General features: G+C 42.9%; 21 protein-coding genes. 8 read left to right on the top strand and 13 right to left on the bottom strand.

Annotated elements, in window-relative coordinates; translation table 11 throughout:
• The first annotated feature begins 21 nt into the window (after nucleotides 1-21).
• Together LEP1GSC190_RS02945 and rsx are read left to right on the top strand one after the other, a co-directional pair.
• Complete coding sequence (locus LEP1GSC190_RS02945) at nucleotides 22-564, top strand: RNA polymerase sigma factor (protein ID WP_002746357.1); 543 nt, start codon at nucleotides 22-24, stop codon at nucleotides 562-564.
• 10 nt (nucleotides 565-574) lie between these two features.
• The gene (gene rsx / locus LEP1GSC190_RS02940) at nucleotides 575-1,636 is read left to right on the top strand and encodes an LIMLP_03685 family anti-sigma factor (RefSeq protein ID WP_174232261.1); all 1,062 of its coding nucleotides are present in this window, start codon (nucleotides 575-577) and stop codon (nucleotides 1,634-1,636) included.
• Between the two features lie 81 nt (nucleotides 1,637-1,717).
• On the opposite strand, the gene LEP1GSC190_RS02935 is transcribed toward rsx, so the two are convergent.
• Nucleotides 1,718-2,197 (bottom strand): hypothetical protein, encoded by a 480-nt coding sequence (locus LEP1GSC190_RS02935; protein WP_002746388.1) that lies wholly within the window; start codon nucleotides 2,195-2,197, stop codon nucleotides 1,718-1,720.
• An 846-nt stretch (nucleotides 2,198-3,043) separates the two neighbouring features.
• On the opposite strand from LEP1GSC190_RS02935, the gene LEP1GSC190_RS02925 reads away from it, so the two are divergent.
• On the top strand, nucleotides 3,044-3,394 hold the full coding sequence (locus tag LEP1GSC190_RS02925) for a hypothetical protein (RefSeq protein WP_081586374.1): 351 nt from the start codon (nucleotides 3,044-3,046) through the stop codon (nucleotides 3,392-3,394).
• 250 nt (nucleotides 3,395-3,644) lie between these two features.
• Complete coding sequence (locus LEP1GSC190_RS02915; protein ID WP_002746421.1) at nucleotides 3,645-3,872, top strand: hypothetical protein; 228 nt, start codon at nucleotides 3,645-3,647, stop codon at nucleotides 3,870-3,872.
• Nucleotides 3,873-3,924: 52 nt separating this feature from the next.
• Here the strand turns inward: LEP1GSC190_RS02915 and LEP1GSC190_RS02910 are convergent, their stop codons facing one another.
• Genes LEP1GSC190_RS02910 through LEP1GSC190_RS02855 form a run of 12 tightly spaced genes read right to left on the bottom strand, consistent with a single transcriptional unit; the run spans nucleotide 3,925 to nucleotide 15,557 of the window.
• Nucleotides 3,925-5,403: an NADH-quinone oxidoreductase subunit N gene (locus tag LEP1GSC190_RS02910; protein ID WP_002746496.1), complete on the bottom strand. Its 1,479-nt coding sequence runs from the start codon at nucleotides 5,401-5,403 to the stop codon at nucleotides 3,925-3,927.
• The gene (locus tag LEP1GSC190_RS02905; protein ID WP_002746370.1) at nucleotides 5,400-7,097 is read right to left on the bottom strand and encodes an NADH-quinone oxidoreductase subunit M; all 1,698 of its coding nucleotides are present in this window, start codon (nucleotides 7,095-7,097) and stop codon (nucleotides 5,400-5,402) included. The genes LEP1GSC190_RS02910 and LEP1GSC190_RS02905 overlap by 4 nt, the downstream gene beginning before the upstream one ends.
• A gap of 1 nt (nucleotide 7,098) precedes the next feature.
• Nucleotides 7,099-9,039 (bottom strand): NADH-quinone oxidoreductase subunit L, encoded by a 1,941-nt coding sequence (gene nuoL / locus LEP1GSC190_RS02900; RefSeq protein ID WP_002746491.1) that lies wholly within the window; start codon nucleotides 9,037-9,039, stop codon nucleotides 7,099-7,101.
• Between the two features lie 5 nt (nucleotides 9,040-9,044).
• Nucleotides 9,045-9,365 (bottom strand): NADH-quinone oxidoreductase subunit NuoK, encoded by a 321-nt coding sequence (gene nuoK / locus LEP1GSC190_RS02895; RefSeq protein ID WP_002746449.1) that lies wholly within the window; start codon nucleotides 9,363-9,365, stop codon nucleotides 9,045-9,047.
• A complete protein-coding gene (locus LEP1GSC190_RS02890; protein ID WP_002746377.1) occupies nucleotides 9,362-10,006 on the bottom strand; it encodes an NADH-quinone oxidoreductase subunit J family protein in 645 nt (214 codons plus the stop codon). Before LEP1GSC190_RS02890 ends, nuoK begins: the two co-directional genes overlap by 4 nt.
• A 13-nt stretch (nucleotides 10,007-10,019) precedes the next feature.
• A complete protein-coding gene (nuoH, locus tag LEP1GSC190_RS02885) occupies nucleotides 10,020-11,060 on the bottom strand; it encodes an NADH-quinone oxidoreductase subunit NuoH (RefSeq protein ID WP_002746412.1) in 1,041 nt (346 codons plus the stop codon).
• A complete protein-coding gene (nuoF, locus tag LEP1GSC190_RS02880) occupies nucleotides 11,057-12,385 on the bottom strand; it encodes an NADH-quinone oxidoreductase subunit NuoF (protein WP_002746368.1) in 1,329 nt (442 codons plus the stop codon). Before nuoF ends, nuoH begins: the two co-directional genes overlap by 4 nt.
• 15 nt (nucleotides 12,386-12,400) lie before the next feature.
• A complete protein-coding gene (nuoE, locus tag LEP1GSC190_RS02875) occupies nucleotides 12,401-12,880 on the bottom strand; it encodes an NADH-quinone oxidoreductase subunit NuoE (protein ID WP_002746499.1) in 480 nt (159 codons plus the stop codon).
• Complete coding sequence (locus tag LEP1GSC190_RS02870; RefSeq protein WP_002746493.1) at nucleotides 12,880-14,097, bottom strand: NADH-quinone oxidoreductase subunit D; 1,218 nt, start codon at nucleotides 14,095-14,097, stop codon at nucleotides 12,880-12,882. The genes nuoE and LEP1GSC190_RS02870 overlap by 1 nt, the downstream gene beginning before the upstream one ends.
• A gap of 1 nt (nucleotide 14,098) precedes the next feature.
• Nucleotides 14,099-14,632: an NADH-quinone oxidoreductase subunit C gene (locus LEP1GSC190_RS02865; RefSeq protein WP_002746433.1), complete on the bottom strand. Its 534-nt coding sequence runs from the start codon at nucleotides 14,630-14,632 to the stop codon at nucleotides 14,099-14,101.
• Complete coding sequence (locus tag LEP1GSC190_RS02860) at nucleotides 14,629-15,189, bottom strand: NADH-quinone oxidoreductase subunit B (RefSeq protein ID WP_002630731.1); 561 nt, start codon at nucleotides 15,187-15,189, stop codon at nucleotides 14,629-14,631. Before LEP1GSC190_RS02860 ends, LEP1GSC190_RS02865 begins: the two co-directional genes overlap by 4 nt.
• A complete protein-coding gene (locus LEP1GSC190_RS02855) occupies nucleotides 15,180-15,557 on the bottom strand; it encodes an NADH-quinone oxidoreductase subunit A (protein ID WP_036037368.1) in 378 nt (125 codons plus the stop codon). Before LEP1GSC190_RS02855 ends, LEP1GSC190_RS02860 begins: the two co-directional genes overlap by 10 nt.
• Before the next feature lie 422 nt (nucleotides 15,558-15,979).
• On the opposite strand from LEP1GSC190_RS02855, the gene LEP1GSC190_RS02850 reads away from it, so the two are divergent.
• Genes LEP1GSC190_RS02850 through LEP1GSC190_RS02835 form a run of 4 tightly spaced genes read left to right on the top strand, consistent with a single transcriptional unit; the run spans nucleotide 15,980 to nucleotide 18,036 of the window.
• A complete protein-coding gene (locus LEP1GSC190_RS02850) occupies nucleotides 15,980-16,636 on the top strand; it encodes a hypothetical protein (RefSeq protein ID WP_036047812.1) in 657 nt (218 codons plus the stop codon).
• An 11-nt stretch (nucleotides 16,637-16,647) separates the two neighbouring features.
• Nucleotides 16,648-17,112: a MaoC family dehydratase gene (locus tag LEP1GSC190_RS02845; RefSeq protein WP_002630740.1), complete on the top strand. Its 465-nt coding sequence runs from the start codon at nucleotides 16,648-16,650 to the stop codon at nucleotides 17,110-17,112.
• Between the two features lie 31 nt (nucleotides 17,113-17,143).
• Nucleotides 17,144-17,602: a MarR family winged helix-turn-helix transcriptional regulator gene (locus tag LEP1GSC190_RS02840; RefSeq protein ID WP_002764625.1), complete on the top strand. Its 459-nt coding sequence runs from the start codon at nucleotides 17,144-17,146 to the stop codon at nucleotides 17,600-17,602.
• 8 nt (nucleotides 17,603-17,610) lie between these two features.
• A complete protein-coding gene (locus tag LEP1GSC190_RS02835) occupies nucleotides 17,611-18,036 on the top strand; it encodes a DUF3995 domain-containing protein (protein WP_002746403.1) in 426 nt (141 codons plus the stop codon).
• Nucleotides 18,037-18,069 lie beyond the last annotated feature (33 nt).

The following is an 18,069-nucleotide window of genomic DNA, read 5'->3' as shown; positions in this document are numbered from 1 at the left end:
CGGTTCGTTATTTAATTACAGATGAGCCAAAATTCCGAAAGTCAAATTTTTGATTTTGACGGTTTATATTCGAGAAATTACAAAAAAATTTACCGATTTCTTCTTAGTAAAGGCGCTTCTAAAGAAGAAGCTGAAGAAACTTGTCAGGAGACTTTTATTAAAGTCCTGAATCATTGGGATAAATTCGATCCATCTAAAGGGAATGAAACTTCTTGGATGCTTACAATAGCCAAAAACCAATTCTTGGATTTGATTCGGAAGAAAGGCTCATTCGAAAAAAGAGAAGTGGAAAATTCACATCAAGTTTTAGAATTCATCTCGAAAAAGGAAATAGAATACGAGGAAGATAAGCATCAGTTGGATCTTTTAAACGCAAGTTTGGAAAATTTACCTCACTTGGAAAAGAATATAATCATTCTGCGTTTTTTAAGAAATTATACGATCAAAGAAACCGCCGAAAAGTTAGGGATATCCGTAAGAACGGTAAATCGGAAAACATACGTGTCGCTGACTTTCTTACGTAAGAAATTGCAAAATTCGAATTTCGACTTTGAGAGTATATAGGAGATAAAAGATGGAACCTAATCGCGAACCAAATCGAAGGTCAAATATGCAACGAGCCATTGCGAACGAAATGACACGATCGGAACTCATCCAATTTTTATCCGATCCAAAATCCAAAAAAGAATTCTTCGAATTGATGAAATTGAAAATTCAAATCGGATCCTTGAATGCCAATCGAAAGTACCTTGATCCGCTTCAGTCCCATGAAAAAAAAAGAGGCATTCTCTATTTTAGAAATTCGTTTTTAGCCGCCGCTTGTGTTCTATTACTTTCGGCTTTGGCATTCTATTTTAGATTTTTTACTTGGAACCAAAACGAATTCGAAATCACGAAATCGGTGACCACAGGCCAATGTAACGTCACAATGGATAAAGAAAAAATCATCCTGAGATCTGGTAAAAATTCCTACTGCGATTATACGATCGTAGGGGATTTTGGGTTAACTTTGAGAATTTTACCCGACTCGGTATTTTCCGCATCCAAAAGAGGAAATGAAGTCAATCTCGATTTAAAGTCAGGAACGGTTGTGTTTACTACGATCAAAAAAAAAACATCTCTGAAAGTTCGATTAAAAGTCGAAACCATATCTTCTGAGCTATTAGGAACAACGCTCGTTCTCATAGCTGATCCGCATTATAAAAAATACCAGATTATAGTATTAGAGGGTGCTATACGAGTCCAATCATTCGATTCCACAAAACCAAACGTGGACGTTTTAACCGGATATTCTGTTCTTAAAAACGAAACTTCTCAGCCCACTGTTCGGCAAGAAATTGAAGTCGTAAAAACGGACTCGGACGAATTTACGAAATACGAAGCCCTTTCCGAAGATTCCAAAAAAACCTTAAATGAGAATTTTACCCATCATAATAAAATGACGAGTTCCTTAATTACACCCGACACTTCGAACGATTCCCATCAAGTGATCTATCGAATTACTCTTAAAAATAAAAAAGTTTATTCCGGAACGATCGAAGAGACCGATCGTTTTTATCTCCTCGTGGATAAAGAAGGAAATAAGATAGAAATTGAAAAAGAGAACATAATAGAATTGGAACTAGTGCAACCGTAACACGGATATCGCATCTGATCCATTTTATAAAACTCAATAAGTTAACTCCCTATGGGTCGCAACTTAGATCATTTAATGAGATTAAGAATATTCGGGCCAATCAATCGTATCGTCTTTGAAAAGAGGACTGAATCCAAAAAAGACTAATTCGTTCTCTTCAAATTGAAAGACCGAGTTGAGTTTATCGGAGAAAGCGGTAATACCGTGTACTTCGCCGTCATGGTCATGACCTTCGTGATCGTGTTCTCCGTCGTCTTCTTCAAAATCGTCTACCCCGTTTTCACTCAAAAGTTCACGAATTGTTTCAATGGATTCTCCAATAATCGGTTTCCCAAAAAGTTGAATCGAAGGATTTGAAATCGTAATCGAATACAATCGATCCCCTTCCTCCTTATCGAACTCATACTCGGCTTCTTCGGAAAAATATTCATATCCGGTCGAGAGAAAACCTTCATAATCGTATTCGTAAATCTCGTCAGGTTCTCCAAGTTTCGATTTTACTTCGTCCTTGGACATTCCGAAATAAAGACCGTTCAACCCTTTTCCGATTTCTATGTTCACGTTTTCCCCCGAGTTTGAATGTATAACTAGATTCTTTAAACATCCGACAAAATCACAGACTCTTTGAAACGGCTGCGGCTGACAATCTCTTAAAATCTGTGCGTCTTATTATCTGCGTCGCTTTACAATCCTCGTTGATTTTCCTATTTCTATTTTTTTGTTTTAATAGACAAAAAAATTCTGTTTTTACAGTGAGCGCGTCCAACAACAGAATGTCCGTTTTGAATTTGAACCTCGATTTCACTTTGGTGATTTCAGACAGATACATTACGCATTTGCAAAGTAAAGTCAAAAACATGATCCTAATCAGAATAATTGTAAAACCATGTCCGATTATTTTTTTCACAATTCCCTTCGGACTCTTCATTCGTTTCCTTTCTTTAAGTGTGATTTATAACGAAGATGAACTCTATTTCGTTGATCATTCTAATTTTTCTTTGTCAAAGTAATTTTTTAAAATTTTAGAATATTCGAAATCGATCCTTACCTTTCAAGAAATATTTGCAGGATTTTATTGAATGATTCCCAATTATCTCTTCTACTTTTGTGACAACGGTCATGTGTCCGTATAGATTTCTATCGACAACATTGGATATAGGCCCGTTATAGTGTATGAATATCCATTGTGACTATCAATAGGCGTCCGACTTCATAATAAATTCTTCCCCAAAAAAGAAAAAAAGATAACATCACAATCGTAAAACTCTATATTTTTCATCGCGATTCCTAACGTAGAAATTGGCGAAGTCCGATCCGATACCCTTCCTCATAAAACAGGAACGAATTCAAACTCTTTGATTGATAAAATTATCTTTCCCAAATAAATCGATCGGATAATCAAGTCGTATGTGGCACTCCTTAACTCCGAACGCAAAATTCAGCATCATCATCTGCATCATTCTTTCATTCCTAGGATTTTTCAGCATAGGAACGATGGGATTCGGACTTTACTATCTGGTTTTTCCTATCTCGAAATCCTTATTTCCGCATCCGGATTCCTTATCCGGAGATTGGGTTTGGCCGACTACGATTTTAGTAGGCATATTATGGCCGCTCGGCTTTATTTTCGGGGCAATCATATTTCATATCCTCGGGGAAAAAGGATGGCCCAATGTAATATTATATTTCTTGTATATCCCTATCCTCTGGCTTTGGGCTGCGATTCTGTGGCTTTACTTTCTCAACCACAAACTGTAGTCGAATTTCGTTTTAGAAAAAGGTCAAATCCTCATGAAGACAAGAATCAAAATTTAGATTCAAAAAATCAAATCCTGGATCGCGCTTTTACTGATCGTTCTGCAACTGTTCGTATACGGATGAGAGGAGAAAAATACGGAAGATCCGACTTCCGCCTACCTCCATTGGTCGGGGATCAAACGGTGCCGAACGATTTGAAACTCATTCACGGTAGTATTGGGAATCCGCACACTGGAGCCACAAACATATTTTGCTTTTAGAACTGAAGGCCCCTCTTCCTTGGAGAAAGGAATTCATACGACTGAATCATTTAATCGAGGTCAAACCGGACGGATCCCTACCACGGGACGCTCCTACCCGGTTTAGACCTTCGAAATATTATAAAGTTCTAATTTCCAATAGCAAATACCACCAAGGTTCCGTTTGCTACGAGGATCCTAAAACCGGGCATATGTTTCTTTACGACGTTCAACTGTAACGAATACGATACGTCCGTTTTCGTATTTTAAATTTTTCGCATAAAACGATTTTCAGTAACCCAAATATCGCAGTTGTAACGCGCCAATCGCGAGCAGATTGCCCGGAACCAATAAGAACCAACCAAAAGCGACCATAAAAAGACAAATCATTACAACTACAGTCACTCCGATACTATGAGGAGCCGCGTGATTGCGGGAAATTTCTCCCTCGTCACTACTCATAAAAGTGGCGATCCCAATCCGGAGATAATAATAAAGAGCAAGCGCCGAATTCGTCACACCTCCTATCAGTAGGATTCGATTCATCAGATGTTCCGACTCGGCGATTTTTTGAAAGAGAAACAACTTCGCCCAAAATCCCCCAAAAGGTGGAACTCCCGCCAAGGACATAAAAAAGATGTTGATCGCGATCGCCGTAAAAGGTTTTACCCCCGACAAGGACTGAACGGAAAAGAAAGTTACTTGTCTCGTTCCATCTTCTAAATACGCCAAAATAGCGAACGCTCCCAAACTCATAAAAGAATATATCATGAGATAGAATAACACTTCTTCTTTAATTCCTGCGGAAATCCCGGCGACAACGTAACCCGCATGTGCGATCGAAGAATACGCAAGCATTCGTTTTAAATTTTCCTGTTTTAATGCGAGTAAGTTCCCATATACCATCGATAACAATGCAAGAATTCCGGGTAACCACGCCCAAGTACTGCCTTCGAGAGACAGAGGGAGCTTCGTATAAAGAACCAGTAAAAGTCCGATAGAAGCAGTTTTAGATGCGGTGGACATGTAACCCGTTACCGGAGTTAAAGCGCCTTCGTATGCATCGGGAGTCCATGCGTGATAAGGAAAGAGCGCGATCTTAAAAGCGACCCCCGTGATAAACAAAACGAGTCCGATCTTTGCAAAGTTTCCTTGATACCCCGCGATCACCAATGGCTTTAGCGCCGCCGTTATGTTCGTCGACCCACTCCCTCCAAATAGAAATGCAATTCCCATCAGCATAAATCCGGAGGAAAAACTTCCCAAGAGAAAGTATTTCAGCGTAGCTTCCAAGGAAAACAAATCGCTTCTCGCCATTCCGATTAGAATGTAAAGACAAATACTCATCAATTCGAGTGCGACGAACACTAGAATAAAGTCCTGTCCGGAAGTCATAAATATCATTCCGCAGGTCGCAAACAATAACAAAGGATAGAACTCTGGAAATTCTACTTTATGATTCTTTAATATTCTAGGAGCTACGGCCGCGGTTCCAATGGCCATCGAAAGGTAAATTAGATTTAACCAAAAAGACAATACGGAATTTTCAATCTGACCATCGAAGTAGGTTCCGTTTCCGGGAAATTGAAATGCGACGTAAAACACGCTTCCAAATGCAATGAGAAGAATCAGTCCGGATACATATCGTACGATTAGAAATTCTTTCGTTTTAAAAAGTACGGAAAAACATATGAGAAATACTCCGCCCGTCGCCAGAATCAACCCGGGAAGAATGGAAAATAGATCAAGGACGTTCGGAATTAGATTCATTTCAGAGCCTCCTCGTCTCCCTCGGGAGAAGTTTCCTTTCCTTTACGGATCGATCCAGGTAAGGCATATTTACTTTGAAATCCTTTGAGACGCTCTTCGTAACGACCGGGTTCCTCTCCTAAAGACTTATAAGACACGTATTTCCTTACGACATCGACAGATTTTCCATTCAAGTCCGTTGCCTTAAGTGAATTTAAGGAACGATCTTGGATCGTTTTTATCGAAGCGGAATTCAACGCAACTCTTATCGAAGGTTCTAAAACCCTTAAAAATGGCTTCGGATAAATTCCGATCCAGAAGATCATAATTACGGTTGGTACTAAAATGACCCATTCTTTGAAATTCAAATCGTGATACTCAATGAGACTTTTCGTGGATTCTCCAAAAATCATTCTTTTTGCGAACAACAATAGATATCCCGCGGCAAATACGACCCCGGTTGCGGCTAACGCTCCATATACAACGTTGGCCTTAATACTTCCGAGGATGATCAGAAATTCCCCGATAAAACTGTTGGTTCCGGGAACTCCCAAGGAAGAAAAAATCGCAATCGCAAAAAAAACCGAAAATACCGGAAGCAACTTGGACAATCCTCCAGCTTTGGCGATGTCGTTATTTCCGATCCTTTCGTGCAACATTCCGAGCATAAAGAAAAGCATTCCCGCGGTAAATCCGTGGTTAAGCATTTGAAGCATTCCGCCCGCCATTCCCTCTTCCGTGAAACTCAATATTCCAAGCATACAAAAACTCATGTGTGAAAGAGAAGAAAATGCAACGACTCGTTTCGAGTTTTCCTGAGCCATCGCAATCACGGCACCGTAGATGATTCCCGCAATACAAAGTCCTCCGAGGAGTTCCCTATACTCCAACATCTCTTCGGGAAACAAAGGGATCGCCAATCGCACGAAACCATAAAGTCCGATTTTCAATAAAATCCCGGAAAGGTCCACAGAACCCACCGTGGGAGCTTGAGAGTGAACATCCGGCATCCAGGTATGAAGCGGGAACAAAGGCACCTTAATTGCAAACGCCAATACGAATGCAAAAAATATAAATAAACGGATGTTTTTCGGAATCTCGGGAAGAAGTCCCGTTGATAGTTCTTCGATCACGATCGTTCCGGTTTTAAAATAGAGTATTAGAATTCCTGCAAGCATCAATACCGATCCGGTAAACGAAAAAATCAAATACTTAATCGCCGCTTTGACTCGTTGGTCCTCTCCCCAAATTCCCACCATAAGAACCATCGGTGAAACCATGGCTTCCCAAAAAATGTAAAACAATACGAGGTTCCCGGACAAGAATACTCCGTGAACGCTCATTTCCACGATCATTAGATAAATGTAAAATTCTCGGATTCTAGTCGTGATACTCGTCCAAGTCGCGAGAGTGGAAAGAAAAAACAACAAAGAAGACATCCCGCAGAGGAGAAGACTGAATCCGTCCAGTCCGATATGATAATCCACTTTCAGATTTCCGGACACTACGATTCCCCAGATACGATCTACAAATTGAAGAGAGGAGTTGGAAGGATCGTATTTAAAATACAAACCCACGATGATTAAAAACGGAACAAGTGTGAACGATCCTGAAATGAACCTCAGCCAATTCACCCGATTGGACAAAAATAAAAACGGAACTCCGATCAGAGGTAAAAATAAAAAGATACTAAGTATATACGGCGGGAAATCCAAGTTATAGCCCCCTCATTAGAAAAAAGGAAAGAATGACTACCGTTCCGAGCACGATCAAAATCGCGTAGTCGACTACGATTCCCGTTTGAACCCGTCTTAAAACCAATGAGATCGCGACCGCGAACCTTCCAGTACCTCTCAGTATCAAATCCAAGAAATTTCTTTCCACGTATCCCGCTAAAAACTTTCCAAGCAGGAGAATCGGATCCACAATAAAGTTTCTGTAAAACTCGTCGATGTAGTATTTCTGAGAAAGAATTCTTTTCACACCCGTATGCGATTCCTCATCTTCAGGAACGTTTTTTCCGGTTAAAAAGATCGTTCTTGCAATAAAAATTCCGGAGATCGCAACCGCGACCGACACCACAACCAGAATCAGTTCGATCGTCGTTCCCGTTTCGTGAGCGCCTTCGGAACGATTGACGATCATCTTCGAGATTTCCGTTCCACGGACAAAGATAGGAGCGAAGTAACGGGTAAGAGCGTCCACTCCTCCGAAAAGAAAATGAGGGATTTCCAAAAATCCCGCGACCACAGCGCCTATGGAAAGAATCACGAGCGGAATCGTCATTACGAGGGGAGATTCGTGCAAGTGCGACGCTTTATGGGAAGACACTCGAGATTCTCCATAAAACGCGAGATAAGTCATTCGAAACATGTAAAATGCGGTCAGAAGCGCGGTTACGATTCCGAGTCCGTAAAAGAGCATCCCATAAGCATAACTTTTTTCTAATATTAGATCTTTGGAAAAGAATCCGCTGAACGGAGGGATTCCCGATATCGCAAGCGATCCGACAAGAAACGTCAACCAGGTGATTTTCATCTGATTTTTAAGTCCGCCCATATTTCTCAGATCTTGTTCGTGATGTAGAGCGTGGATCACGGAACCCGATCCCAAAAAGAGAAGAGCTTTAAAAAACGCGTGTGTCATCAAGTGAAAGAGCCCCGCTACGTAAGCACCCGCTCCCATCGCGACGAACATATATCCGAGCTGGGAAACGGTGGAATACGCCAAGACCTTCTTGATATCGTTTTGAAAAAGTCCGATTGTCGCGGCAAAGAATGCGGTCACTGATCCGATGACTACAATCCAATGTCCGACTTGAGGGGCAGATAAAAAGATAGGATTGAGTCTTGCGATCAAAAAGATTCCCGCCGTCACCATCGTTGCGGCGTGGATTAATGCGGATACAGGAGTCGGCCCGGCCATCGCGTCCGGAAGCCAAACGTGCAACGGAAGCTGTGCCGACTTTCCGATTGCCCCGATAAAAAAACAAACGGCCGCTAACGGTAGTATATAACGAAAAGAAGGTACTTCCAGAATCGCTTCTCCGATTGCCGTAAAGGACACGGAACCCGTATACCAAAACACGAGTGCAATCCCCAAAAGCATTCCTAAATCTCCGATCCGGTTTACGATAAAGGCTTTCATTCCCGCGTCGGCGGCTGTTTCTTTGTGGTAATCAAAACCGATCAAAAGATACGAACAAAGTCCGACCCCTTCCCATCCGAGAAACAGAAGTATTAGATTTTCCGCAAGTACTAGATTGAGCATCGCAAAGATGAACAAATTCAAGTAAGCGAAGTAACGCGTAAAACCGGGGTCATCCTTCATATAACCAATGCTGTAGAGGTGAATGAGCGCTCCGATTCCCGTAATGATCAGAATCATATAGAGCGAAAGCTGATCGACTTGATACGCGAGCGATACGTTTAGGTCCCCCGTTTCAATCCAAGGCATCACCGTTACGATTTCCGGGATCGTCCTTTCCATCGGATGGAACTGAACAAAGGAGGCGAGAGCCAGAACAAAGGACAAGAACACGACTCCCGTGGAAAAAATTCCAGTGAATCCTTTCAGCCATTTGCCAAAAATACCGGAAACGAGAAATCCTATCAATGGAAGAGCAACTAACGCATAGATGAGTATAGATATTTCCATTCCATCTACCATTTCATCAGATTCATTTCGTCCACGTAACTCGTCTTTTTGAGTCTATGGATCGCGATCACGATCGCAAGTCCGATGGCCGCTTCCGCGGCAGCAATAGCCATTACAAAAAATACGACCACTTCCCCGTCCACTTGGTGCAAAGCTTTCGAAAAAGTGACGAAGACCAGGTTCACAGAGTTCAGAATCAATTCCACCGACATAAAGATCAACACGGCGCTTCTTCGAACCATCACACCGGCCACTCCGATCGTGAAAATGATCATCGCGAGAATCAGATAGTAGTGCATTGGAATTCCGGATATCCAAAGACTCATATTTCCACGTCCTTTCCTAAATTCTTTTTTCCGAGCACGACCGCTCCAAGTACCGCAGCGAGTAACAAAATGGAGATGAGTTCAAAAGGGAGAAGATATCGTAAAAACATCGCGCTTCCCACTACAGCGGTGTTCCCCTCGGCTCTCACAGGAAGAATTGCGATTGATGATTTTTCGCTCCGATACTCCGTCCTTCGATAACCGATCGTAAAAGAATAATCCGGAGACTTTCCGTCTTGAGTTTCCCCATATCCGATTCGTTGCGAGGTTTCGGAAGGGATTCCGTCCTGAACCGCCGTAGTCAGAAGAACCCCCAAAAACATTACTAGTCCCAAATATAAGAGTTTTTTAACGGGTTTCTGGAAGATAAAGAATTGAGTCGAGTCGTCCCGGAGGGACAAAAGCATCAGCACGAACACGACCAGTACCATGATCGCCCCCGCATAGACGAGAAGCTGCATCGTAGCGATAAAAATCGCGTTCATCACGGCGTAGATCGCGGCCAAGGAAAAAAAACTCAGAACCAAAAGCACTGCGGCCGTGATAGCGTTCGGATGAAAGATCACCCCCAAAGAGCTGAGTATCATCACCGAAGCGAACAGAAAGAACAAAAGCAACTGAGGTTGATCTGCAAATGACATATTTGTTATATTCTTAAAATTGTATATAGAGGCTCGCGACCAGAATATTCAAAACCGCCCAAGGAATCAGTTTTTTCCACCCGAGGCTCATAAGCTGATCGTAGCGGAAACGAGGAAGAGTCCATCTCACCCACACGAATAAAAAAGTGAAGAACAAAACCTTTCCCAAAAATAAAAAAAGTCCAAATAACGGCTGCAATACGTGCCCTTCTAAAATTCCGAACGGAACCTGATATCCTCCGAAAAATAGAAGTGTTACGACACAACTCATCGTGATCATGTTCATGTATTCCGCGATAAAAAATAATGCGAACTTAAACGCTCCGTATTCGGTGTGAAATCCAACCACGAGTTCCGACTCCGCTTCCGCCAAGTCGAAAGGTAAACGGTTGGTTTCCGCAAACATCGCCACTACAAATAGACAAAACGCTATAAACCCAGGAAGTTTGAAGATATTCCAAAGCCCCGCCTGAGACGCGCTGATATCCGTAAGCTTCAGCGAACCCGTGAGGATCACGATCGAAACCACGCTCATCCCGAGGGGTAGTTCATAGCTGATCATCTGGGCCGTGGAACGAATCGCACCTAACAAAGAATATTTATTGTTACTGGCCCATCCTGCAATGATAATTCCGTAAACCGCAAGGGAAGAAATCGCAAACAAAAATAAAATTCCTGTATCCGGGTTAGCGATTTGCAAGTCCAAAAATACCAGACCGGTTCTATCTTGAAGCCATTGTGGAAGAGGAATCTGACCGCCCAAGGGAACGACAGACCAGGCCATGATCGCACAGGTCATGGAAATCGCAGGAGCGATCAAATACATAACCTTGTTCACCTGAGTCGGAAACACTTCCTCTTTGGTTAAAAATTTAATCCCGTCCGCAAGTGGTTGCAAAAGCCCCCAAATTCCGGCGCGGTTCGGACCTTTCCGATCCTGGATAAAACCTGCCACCTTTCTTTCTGCGAGCGTATAATACGCGCAGGCGGTAATCAGAATAAAAAAGAAAAGTCCGCTTTTCAAAAGCCAAAATAAAACTTCATTCCAATTCATGGAGTTCTTTGTCCCCCCTCGCCGATTTGATCTTCTTTTCTTCTTCGAGGATGATTGGGCACAGGCGCCGGTTTTTCTTTCAATCTAGCGTCGAACTCCGCGCGAAACTTCTGAATCGCAGGGCGAACCGCTCCCACACAAGCGTCGGAAAGAGGACAAATCGTAGTTCCACCTTCCATATTTCTGGACAAGGAAAGAATCAAGTCGATGTCCTGGGTAGTTCCCTCTCCTTCTCTGATTTTATACAGAATATCCCGAACCCAATGAGTGCCTTCTCGACAAGGTGTACACTGACCGCAGGATTCGTGAGCATAAAATCTCGCAAAACGATACGTGGTTTCCACGATGTCCGCGCCTTCCGCGAGCACAATGACTGCGCCCGAACCGAGCATCGTCTTATGAGCCGCCATGGATTCGAAGTCCATGTTCGCGGTTTTACATTCTTCCGCCGTCAAAATCGGCACCGAAGATCCGCCCGGAATCACTGCCTTGAGAGGTTTATCGTCCACGATTCCTCCGCAAAGATCATTCACAAGTTCTAATAAAGGAGTTCCTAATTCGATTTCGTAAACACCCGGTCTTTTTACGTGACCCGATACGCTGAAAAGTCTCGTACCCGGAGATTTTTCGGTTCCGATCTTGGAATACCAATCCGCACCCTTATCCAAAATATGAGGAATCGCGGAAAACGTTTCCACGTTATTGACCACCGTCGGAGAACGATACAAACCCGATACCGCAGGGAAAGGAGGCTTCAATCTTGGATGGCCTCTTCTTCCTTCCAGGGAATTGATAAGTGCAGTTTCTTCTCCGCAGATATAAGCGCCCGCACCTTCGTACAAAATCAGATCGAAGTCGAAATCGGTGCCTAAAATATTCTTTCCGAGATAACCTTTGGCGTACGCCTCGTCGATTGCGGCCTGCATCGTCTTGGCGCCTTTCTGAAATTCTCCCCGAATGTAAAAGAATCCTTTGTTCGAGCCAATGGCTTTTGCTCCGATGATCATTCCTTCTATGATTTGGTGCGGAAGATTTTCAATCAGTTTACGATCTTTGAATGTTCCGGGTTCGCCTTCGTCAGCGTTACAGATAATGTATTTCGGTTTGGGAACGTCCTTCGGGATAAAGGACCATTTGAGTCCGGTAGGAAAACCGGCACCCCCTCTTCCTCGCAAACCTGATTTTTTGACTTCCGCGATGATATCGTCCGGTTTCATCGAAAGCGCTTTTTTTAAACCTTCGTAACCGTGTACCGATTCGTAAAACTCAAGTTTGGCGGACTGAGGGTTGTCTATGTATTTCGTAAGAAGTTTCATTTCCGCCATAAGGATTTCCTTTTGTCAGTCCAGGTTATCTAGAATCCGGTCCACTTTTTCAGGAGTCAGCTGTTCGTAAAAATCATCGCCTATCTGGACCATCGGAGCATAACCACAAGCGCCCAAACATTCCACTTCTTCCAAAGTGAACTTGCCGTCCGGGGTCGTCTGTCCCGTATGAATTCCCAAACGTTTGCAAAGATGTTCTTCGATCCGATCACTTCCCAACAGATAACAGCTTGAAGTTCCGCAGATCTGAATATGATATTTGCCCACCGGTTTTTTGTTGTAGAGAGTATAAAACGTGGCGACTCCGTAAACTTGTGCAAGAGAAATCGGATCTCCCAGGCGTTCGGCAATGTAAGCCATTCCGTCCTGATCCACAAAACCGTTTTCCCTCTGGAGAATGTACAAACAAGGCAGAACAAGAGAGCGTTTGTCCGGAAACACTTCCAGCATCTTTTGGAATCTTTTTTCGGAAACTTCGCTAAACTTGTAACTCATCAGCAATCCAACTCCCCCGCGATCACGTTCAAGGAACTCATGGTCGCGACCGAATCGGCGAGCAGACCTCCCCGAACGAGTTCGGCAAAGGCTTGATAATACCAGAAACAAGGACGTCTAACGTGCACCCTCCAGGGAGATTTTTCCCCTTCGGAAACAATATAAAAACCGAGCTCTCCGTTGGCGGCTTCGGTAGCCATATAGTGTTCTCCCGGAGGAACCTTTACCCCGTGCATGATGATCTTGAAATGATAGATCAATTCTTCCATGTTGTTGTAGACTTTGTTTTTTTCGGGAAGATACGCATGCGGAAGATCTGCGTGCCAAGAACCTTCCGGAATTCCATCTACGAGCTGTTCGATGATCCGGATCGACTGGCGCATTTCTTCCATTCTCACAAGGCTGCGGTGCAGAACACTTCCATCTTCTCCGACCGGAACGTCAAAGTCCACATTATCATAAAACATATAAGGCTCGTCCTTGCGAACATCCCAATCCACTCCCGCGGCCCTGAGATTTGGCCCGGTAAATCCGTAGGCGATCGCGTTTTCGGCGGAAATTCCTCCGATTCCTTCGGTGCGACCCAGAAAAATTTTATTTTTTAAAAGAAGACTGTTGAATTCCTCGATCGCGGGTTTTAGCCCCTTGCAGACGAGTTTGATTTCCTTGACGAAGTCGGGATAGATATCTCTTTCGAGTCCGCCAATTCTACAAAACGTAGTAGTTAATCTCGCACCGGTAAGTTTTTCAATAACCTGATAGATATTTTCACGATGATGAAAGAGGTGCAACATCCCGGAGAAGGCTCCGAGATCCACTCCCAAAATTCCGGTGCAGATGATATGATCCATAATCCGAGAAAGTTCGGAGATGATCATTCTGACATACGTTACGCGATCCGGCACGTCCACCTGCATCATTTTTTCCACGGCGAGAATCCAACCTATATTGTTCAACGGAGTGGAAACGTAGTTCATCCGATCCGTGCAAACCAGGAATTGATTGTATGTATAACGTTCTCCTAATTTTTCAAAACAACGGTGTACATATCCAATCACGGATTCCGCTTCTACGATTCTTTCCCCGTCGATTTGGATCACGTTTTGCAAAATTCCGTGTGTCGCCGGATGGGAAGGTCCCAGATTTACGAGAAGATGTCCTTCGGGAAGATTTTTATATTTCTGTTGAAAATGTTCCGCTGTTTTTTCGTACATCATACTACTTCCCTCCTTCCTTGGTTATATCTTCATTTACGTGGATATGAAGAAGGTCCTCGATCAGATAATCCTGACCGAATCCTTCCAACGGAAAGTCCTTCCGTAAGGGATGTCCTTGAAAATTGTCGGGCATCAAAATCCGATCCAAGTTCGGATGACCTATAAAGGATATTCCAAAAAGATCATATACTTCCCTTTCCGGCCAGTTGGCTCCCTTGTAAACGTTAGTCACACTTGGAATAGATTCCCCGTCTTCGACCCGGACCTTGATCTGAATCTTGCTCGCAGCCCTATTTCCGGAACGAAGCAGATAATTGACTTCGAATCGGGTTTCCTTTTTTCCGAGCCAATCCACTGCAGTTAAGTCGTTTAAAAAATTATAATTAAGTGTGGGATGATTTTTAAGAGCGTTCAATACGGGAACTATACCTTCGGCCTTTAGATAAAAAACCGGAAGATTGGAGACGACCAGTTCTTGTACGTCTAAAAAATGCGGAAATTTTTCTTTGAGGAAACGTTCTACTTCTTCTTTCATCGTACGACCAGGGGTTTATTTCTTTCGTTCAATTCCTGGATTTTCTGCATCACTTCCTGACGTCTCGCTTCCAGCCCCTGGGTTTTCAGTTTCGTCTGCAATTTAACGAGTGCGTCTAAAATCGCCTCAGGTCTCGGAGGACAACCGGGAACATATATGTCCACCGGAAGAATTCGGTCCACCCCCTGCAAAACTCCGTAGGTGTTGAACATTCCCCCGGAGGAAGCGCAAGCTCCGACACTGATGACGAACTTGGGTTCCGCCATTTGATCGTAGATCTGCCGAAGAACAGGAGCCATCTTGTATGTGATCGTTCCCAATACGAGAATCATGTCCGCCTGACGCGGAGAAAACGAAGGACGCTCCGCCCCGAAACGGGCAATGTCGTAATCGGAACAGGCAGTACTCATATATTCGATTCCGCAACAAGCGGTAGCGAAAGGAAAAGGCCAAAGGGAGTTGCCCCTTCCCCATTGAATCACGGATTCGATGTTTCCGAGTTGGAGCATATCTCCCAGAACTTGACCCGGAGCTTTACTCAAATCACTCAATCCCATTCCAGCGCTCCTTTCTTCCAGATATAGTATAAACCCACAACCAAGGTCAGAACAAACACAAACATCTCGAAGATGAGAAAAAAACCAAGTCCAGCATTTTTGAATCCGATCAGATTGACCGCATAAGGAAACAAAAAGACCGCCTCAATGTCGAAGAGGATGAAAAGAACCGCAACCAAATAAAACTTGATGTTGAAAAGTCCTCTCGCGTCTCCGTAATACTGCACCCCACATTCGAAAGCATCTTGAGGTTTCGATTTTTTCTTTGGACCAATGAGTATGGCAAGGGTAAGAATCAGAGCGGAGAATCCGACTCCAAATAAAAATTGAATCAATAACGGGCCAAGGTGCTCGGGAGCGCTATCCATAGCACCAATTAGAGTCCCTGCTTGCACATAACCTGTCAACCTGAAATTCAAACGGATTGTTTTTTGGATCAAGTGTTTCCACACCTCATTCACCAGAACTAGGAGCACTTCCGTCTGATTCAAGATTCGATCCTATAAGAAAAAATTCTCCATAAAAAATTACAAAACCTCTAAGACAAAGACCAAACCGAAACGAACAAGAACATGCTCCCAAAGAAAATCAAGTACCTCCGCGAACGATTCCAGAAGCTTCGAGAAGCACAACACCTCATAATTTTACAGCTCGTATCTTTTCGCAATAGAAATCGAATTTTGTGATGGTTAAAAATATTCTAAATTGGGATTTCAGTCAGAAGCCAAAAATCTCAAATCGCTTTGGTAAAAAACGAATGGACAAATCATATATCTGGCAACTGGTAGTAATGAAACGAAGAAGGAAAAACGATTTGTCCAGTACTTACAATTCATTTTATTTTTCCCGGAAGAGAAATCTGATTCCCTCTTCCAAAAGTTTTTTTTATGTATTGTTCCTTTTCGTATTCATTCAATGTTCGTCTTCGAAAAATTCCATCTTGGGAACGGTATTCGTCCGCAAAGGTTTTACACCGGAAAAAAAAATACGGCACGTAATTTTTCCAGTTCGGATCCGATCCAGCTGGTTGATAAAAAACGAAAACGCCGAGCAAAAGAAATTTTTAGAGTCCAGAAGTTATGAAAAATTAGAAATGGCTATCCTCAAATACGGAGGAAAGATCCAGGAAAAATACAACGCGGAAAAACAATTTCGGTCCGCGTTTGAGACGGACAATTCCTTCAACGAGGAAAAAGGAATTCAGATCGCCAAACAGCTCCAAGGCGACGTGGTCGTATTTACAGAAGTGACGGATTACGGAACCGCTTCCGGGAATTCGATTTTAGAAGTCACAGTAAAAGCAATCGATGTCGATAGCGGAGAAATCGTCTGGAAAGCGATCTATTCCGGAAAAGCGCGCGGTCTTCAAGATAATATCGATTTGTCCATTTTAGAATCCGAAATTTTTGAACATCTTGCGGAAAAATTAAAAAACAAAACGGAGTAAAAGAAATAAACATGGCTAAGGTAGTATTGTCCAGTTTTGCCGAACTAGAGGCCTATACCGGAAAAGAAATCGGGGTATCCGATTATCACACAGTAACTCAGGAACAGGTCAACAAATTCGCTGACGCAACCCTGGATCATCAGTGGATCCACACGGACCCAAATCGAGCAGCAAAAGAGTCCCCCTTCGGAGGAACGATCGCACACGGTTATCTTACCTTATCCATGGCGCCCTATCTCTTATCACAAATATTAGAATTAAAGAATATTAAGATGGGAATTAATTATGGGATGGAAAAACTTCGATTTTTAGAGCCAGTAAAAGTAGGAAGCAAATTGAGGATTAGAGCGGAGTTGGTAGAGCTGAAAGACCTAAGAGGCACAGCGAGAATGACTCTGAAAATGACTTTTGAAACCGAAGGATCCGCAAAAGCGGCTGCGGTAGGAGAAGTTATTTATCTATATCAATTTGCCTGATAGAAAAAAAAATTCTAAAATTAGGTAAAATATGAGTCCTAGACTGATCATCTACATGATCTCGAGAATTCGAGACGAATTTCACAGACATCTAAACCTAGAGTTGAAAGAAAAGGGATTAAGTCCGTTAACAACCACTCATGCGGATATCTTGTTTGCGCTTGTAAAAAAGAAAAAAGCGCAGATGCAAGAAATTGCCAAGATGATTAATCGAGACAAATCCACATTAACCGCTCTTGTCGATAAACTGGAAGTGTTGGGATTTGTGTCGAGAACAAAAGATTCGGAAGATCAGAGAATCGTTCATTTAGAACTTACTCCCAAGGCATCTTCCATTCGACCAGTGTTACTCGGAATTTCCAGATCGCTCGTGAACAATTTATATCGAGGCTTTACCGAAGATGAAAAAAAAGAATTGGTTCGTCTGCTAATGAAGTTGTATCAAAATCAAAATCCCGAATCTGCCACAGCGATAGAGCTGCTTCAGTAAATCGTTCCATGCTTTTCACTCAAATCGCATCCTGGACTTCTAGTTTGATTTTACTGGTCCTTTCCGGAATTCATTTTTATTGGGTAGTAAAGGAAAAAATTGGAATCAATAATCGGGTTATTCCGGAAATACAAGGTAAACCGGCATTTCAACCCGGAAGGTTTGCCACCACGATAGTAGGCATCCTTTTGTTATTAGCGGCCTTATGCCCGATCGGTCTCAGAATACAGGTTCCGTTTGGAATTTCCCGATACGTTTTTCAATACGGAACGTATTTTTTATCCGCGGCGTTTTTACTCAGAGCAATCGGAGATTTTCGACTCCTCGGCTTTTTCAAAAAGATTCGAGGTACGAAATTCGCGAAAAACGACACTGCGTATTACTCTCCTCTTTGCCTCCTACTTTCCGTCCTTTTGTTCGTTTCCACACTCTAAATGGGAGAATGGAAAACCTTAAAACGGATCACG

It is taken from the genome of Leptospira mayottensis 200901116, from assembly GCF_000306675.2.
Lineage (GTDB): Bacteria > Spirochaetota > Leptospiria > Leptospirales > Leptospiraceae > Leptospira > Leptospira mayottensis.
This window is presented reverse-complemented; position numbering and strand designations above follow the sequence as displayed.

Excerpts from the sequence above, each read along its gene's own strand:
- LEP1GSC190_RS02910 (WP_002746496.1), bottom strand. The coding sequence starts at position 5,403 with ATGAATCTAATTCCGAACGTCCTTGATCTATTTTCCATTCTTCCCGGG.
- nuoK (WP_002746449.1), bottom strand. The coding sequence starts at position 9,365 with ATGAGTCTTTGGATATCCGGAATTCCAATGCACTACTATCTGATTCTC.
- LEP1GSC190_RS02890 (WP_002746377.1), bottom strand. The coding sequence starts at position 10,006 with ATGTCATTTGCAGATCAACCTCAGTTGCTTTTGTTCTTTCTGTTCGCT.
- LEP1GSC190_RS02840 (WP_002764625.1), top strand. The coding sequence starts at position 17,144 with ATGAGTCCTAGACTGATCATCTACATGATCTCGAGAATTCGAGACGAA.
- nuoF (WP_002746368.1), bottom strand. The coding sequence starts at position 12,385 with ATGGCGGAAATGAAACTTCTTACGAAATACATAGACAACCCTCAGTCC.
- LEP1GSC190_RS02860 (WP_002630731.1), bottom strand. The coding sequence starts at position 15,189 with ATGGGATTGAGTGATTTGAGTAAAGCTCCGGGTCAAGTTCTGGGAGAT.
- rsx (WP_174232261.1), top strand. The coding sequence starts at position 575 with ATGGAACCTAATCGCGAACCAAATCGAAGGTCAAATATGCAACGAGCC.
- LEP1GSC190_RS02870 (WP_002746493.1), bottom strand. The coding sequence starts at position 14,097 with ATGATGTACGAAAAAACAGCGGAACATTTTCAACAGAAATATAAAAAT.
- LEP1GSC190_RS02835 (WP_002746403.1), top strand. The coding sequence starts at position 17,611 with ATGCTTTTCACTCAAATCGCATCCTGGACTTCTAGTTTGATTTTACTG.
- LEP1GSC190_RS02945 (WP_002746357.1), top strand. The coding sequence starts at position 22 with ATGAGCCAAAATTCCGAAAGTCAAATTTTTGATTTTGACGGTTTATAT.
- LEP1GSC190_RS02855 (WP_036037368.1), bottom strand. The coding sequence starts at position 15,557 with ATGGATAGCGCTCCCGAGCACCTTGGCCCGTTATTGATTCAATTTTTA.
- LEP1GSC190_RS02850 (WP_036047812.1), top strand. The coding sequence starts at position 15,980 with ATGAAACGAAGAAGGAAAAACGATTTGTCCAGTACTTACAATTCATTT.
- LEP1GSC190_RS02865 (WP_002746433.1), bottom strand. The coding sequence starts at position 14,632 with ATGAAAGAAGAAGTAGAACGTTTCCTCAAAGAAAAATTTCCGCATTTT.
- LEP1GSC190_RS02845 (WP_002630740.1), top strand. The coding sequence starts at position 16,648 with ATGGCTAAGGTAGTATTGTCCAGTTTTGCCGAACTAGAGGCCTATACC.
- nuoL (WP_002746491.1), bottom strand. The coding sequence starts at position 9,039 with ATGGAAATATCTATACTCATCTATGCGTTAGTTGCTCTTCCATTGATA.
- nuoE (WP_002746499.1), bottom strand. The coding sequence starts at position 12,880 with ATGAGTTACAAGTTTAGCGAAGTTTCCGAAAAAAGATTCCAAAAGATG.
- nuoH (WP_002746412.1), bottom strand. The coding sequence starts at position 11,060 with ATGAATTGGAATGAAGTTTTATTTTGGCTTTTGAAAAGCGGACTTTTC.
- LEP1GSC190_RS02925 (WP_081586374.1), top strand. The coding sequence starts at position 3,044 with ATGTGGCACTCCTTAACTCCGAACGCAAAATTCAGCATCATCATCTGC.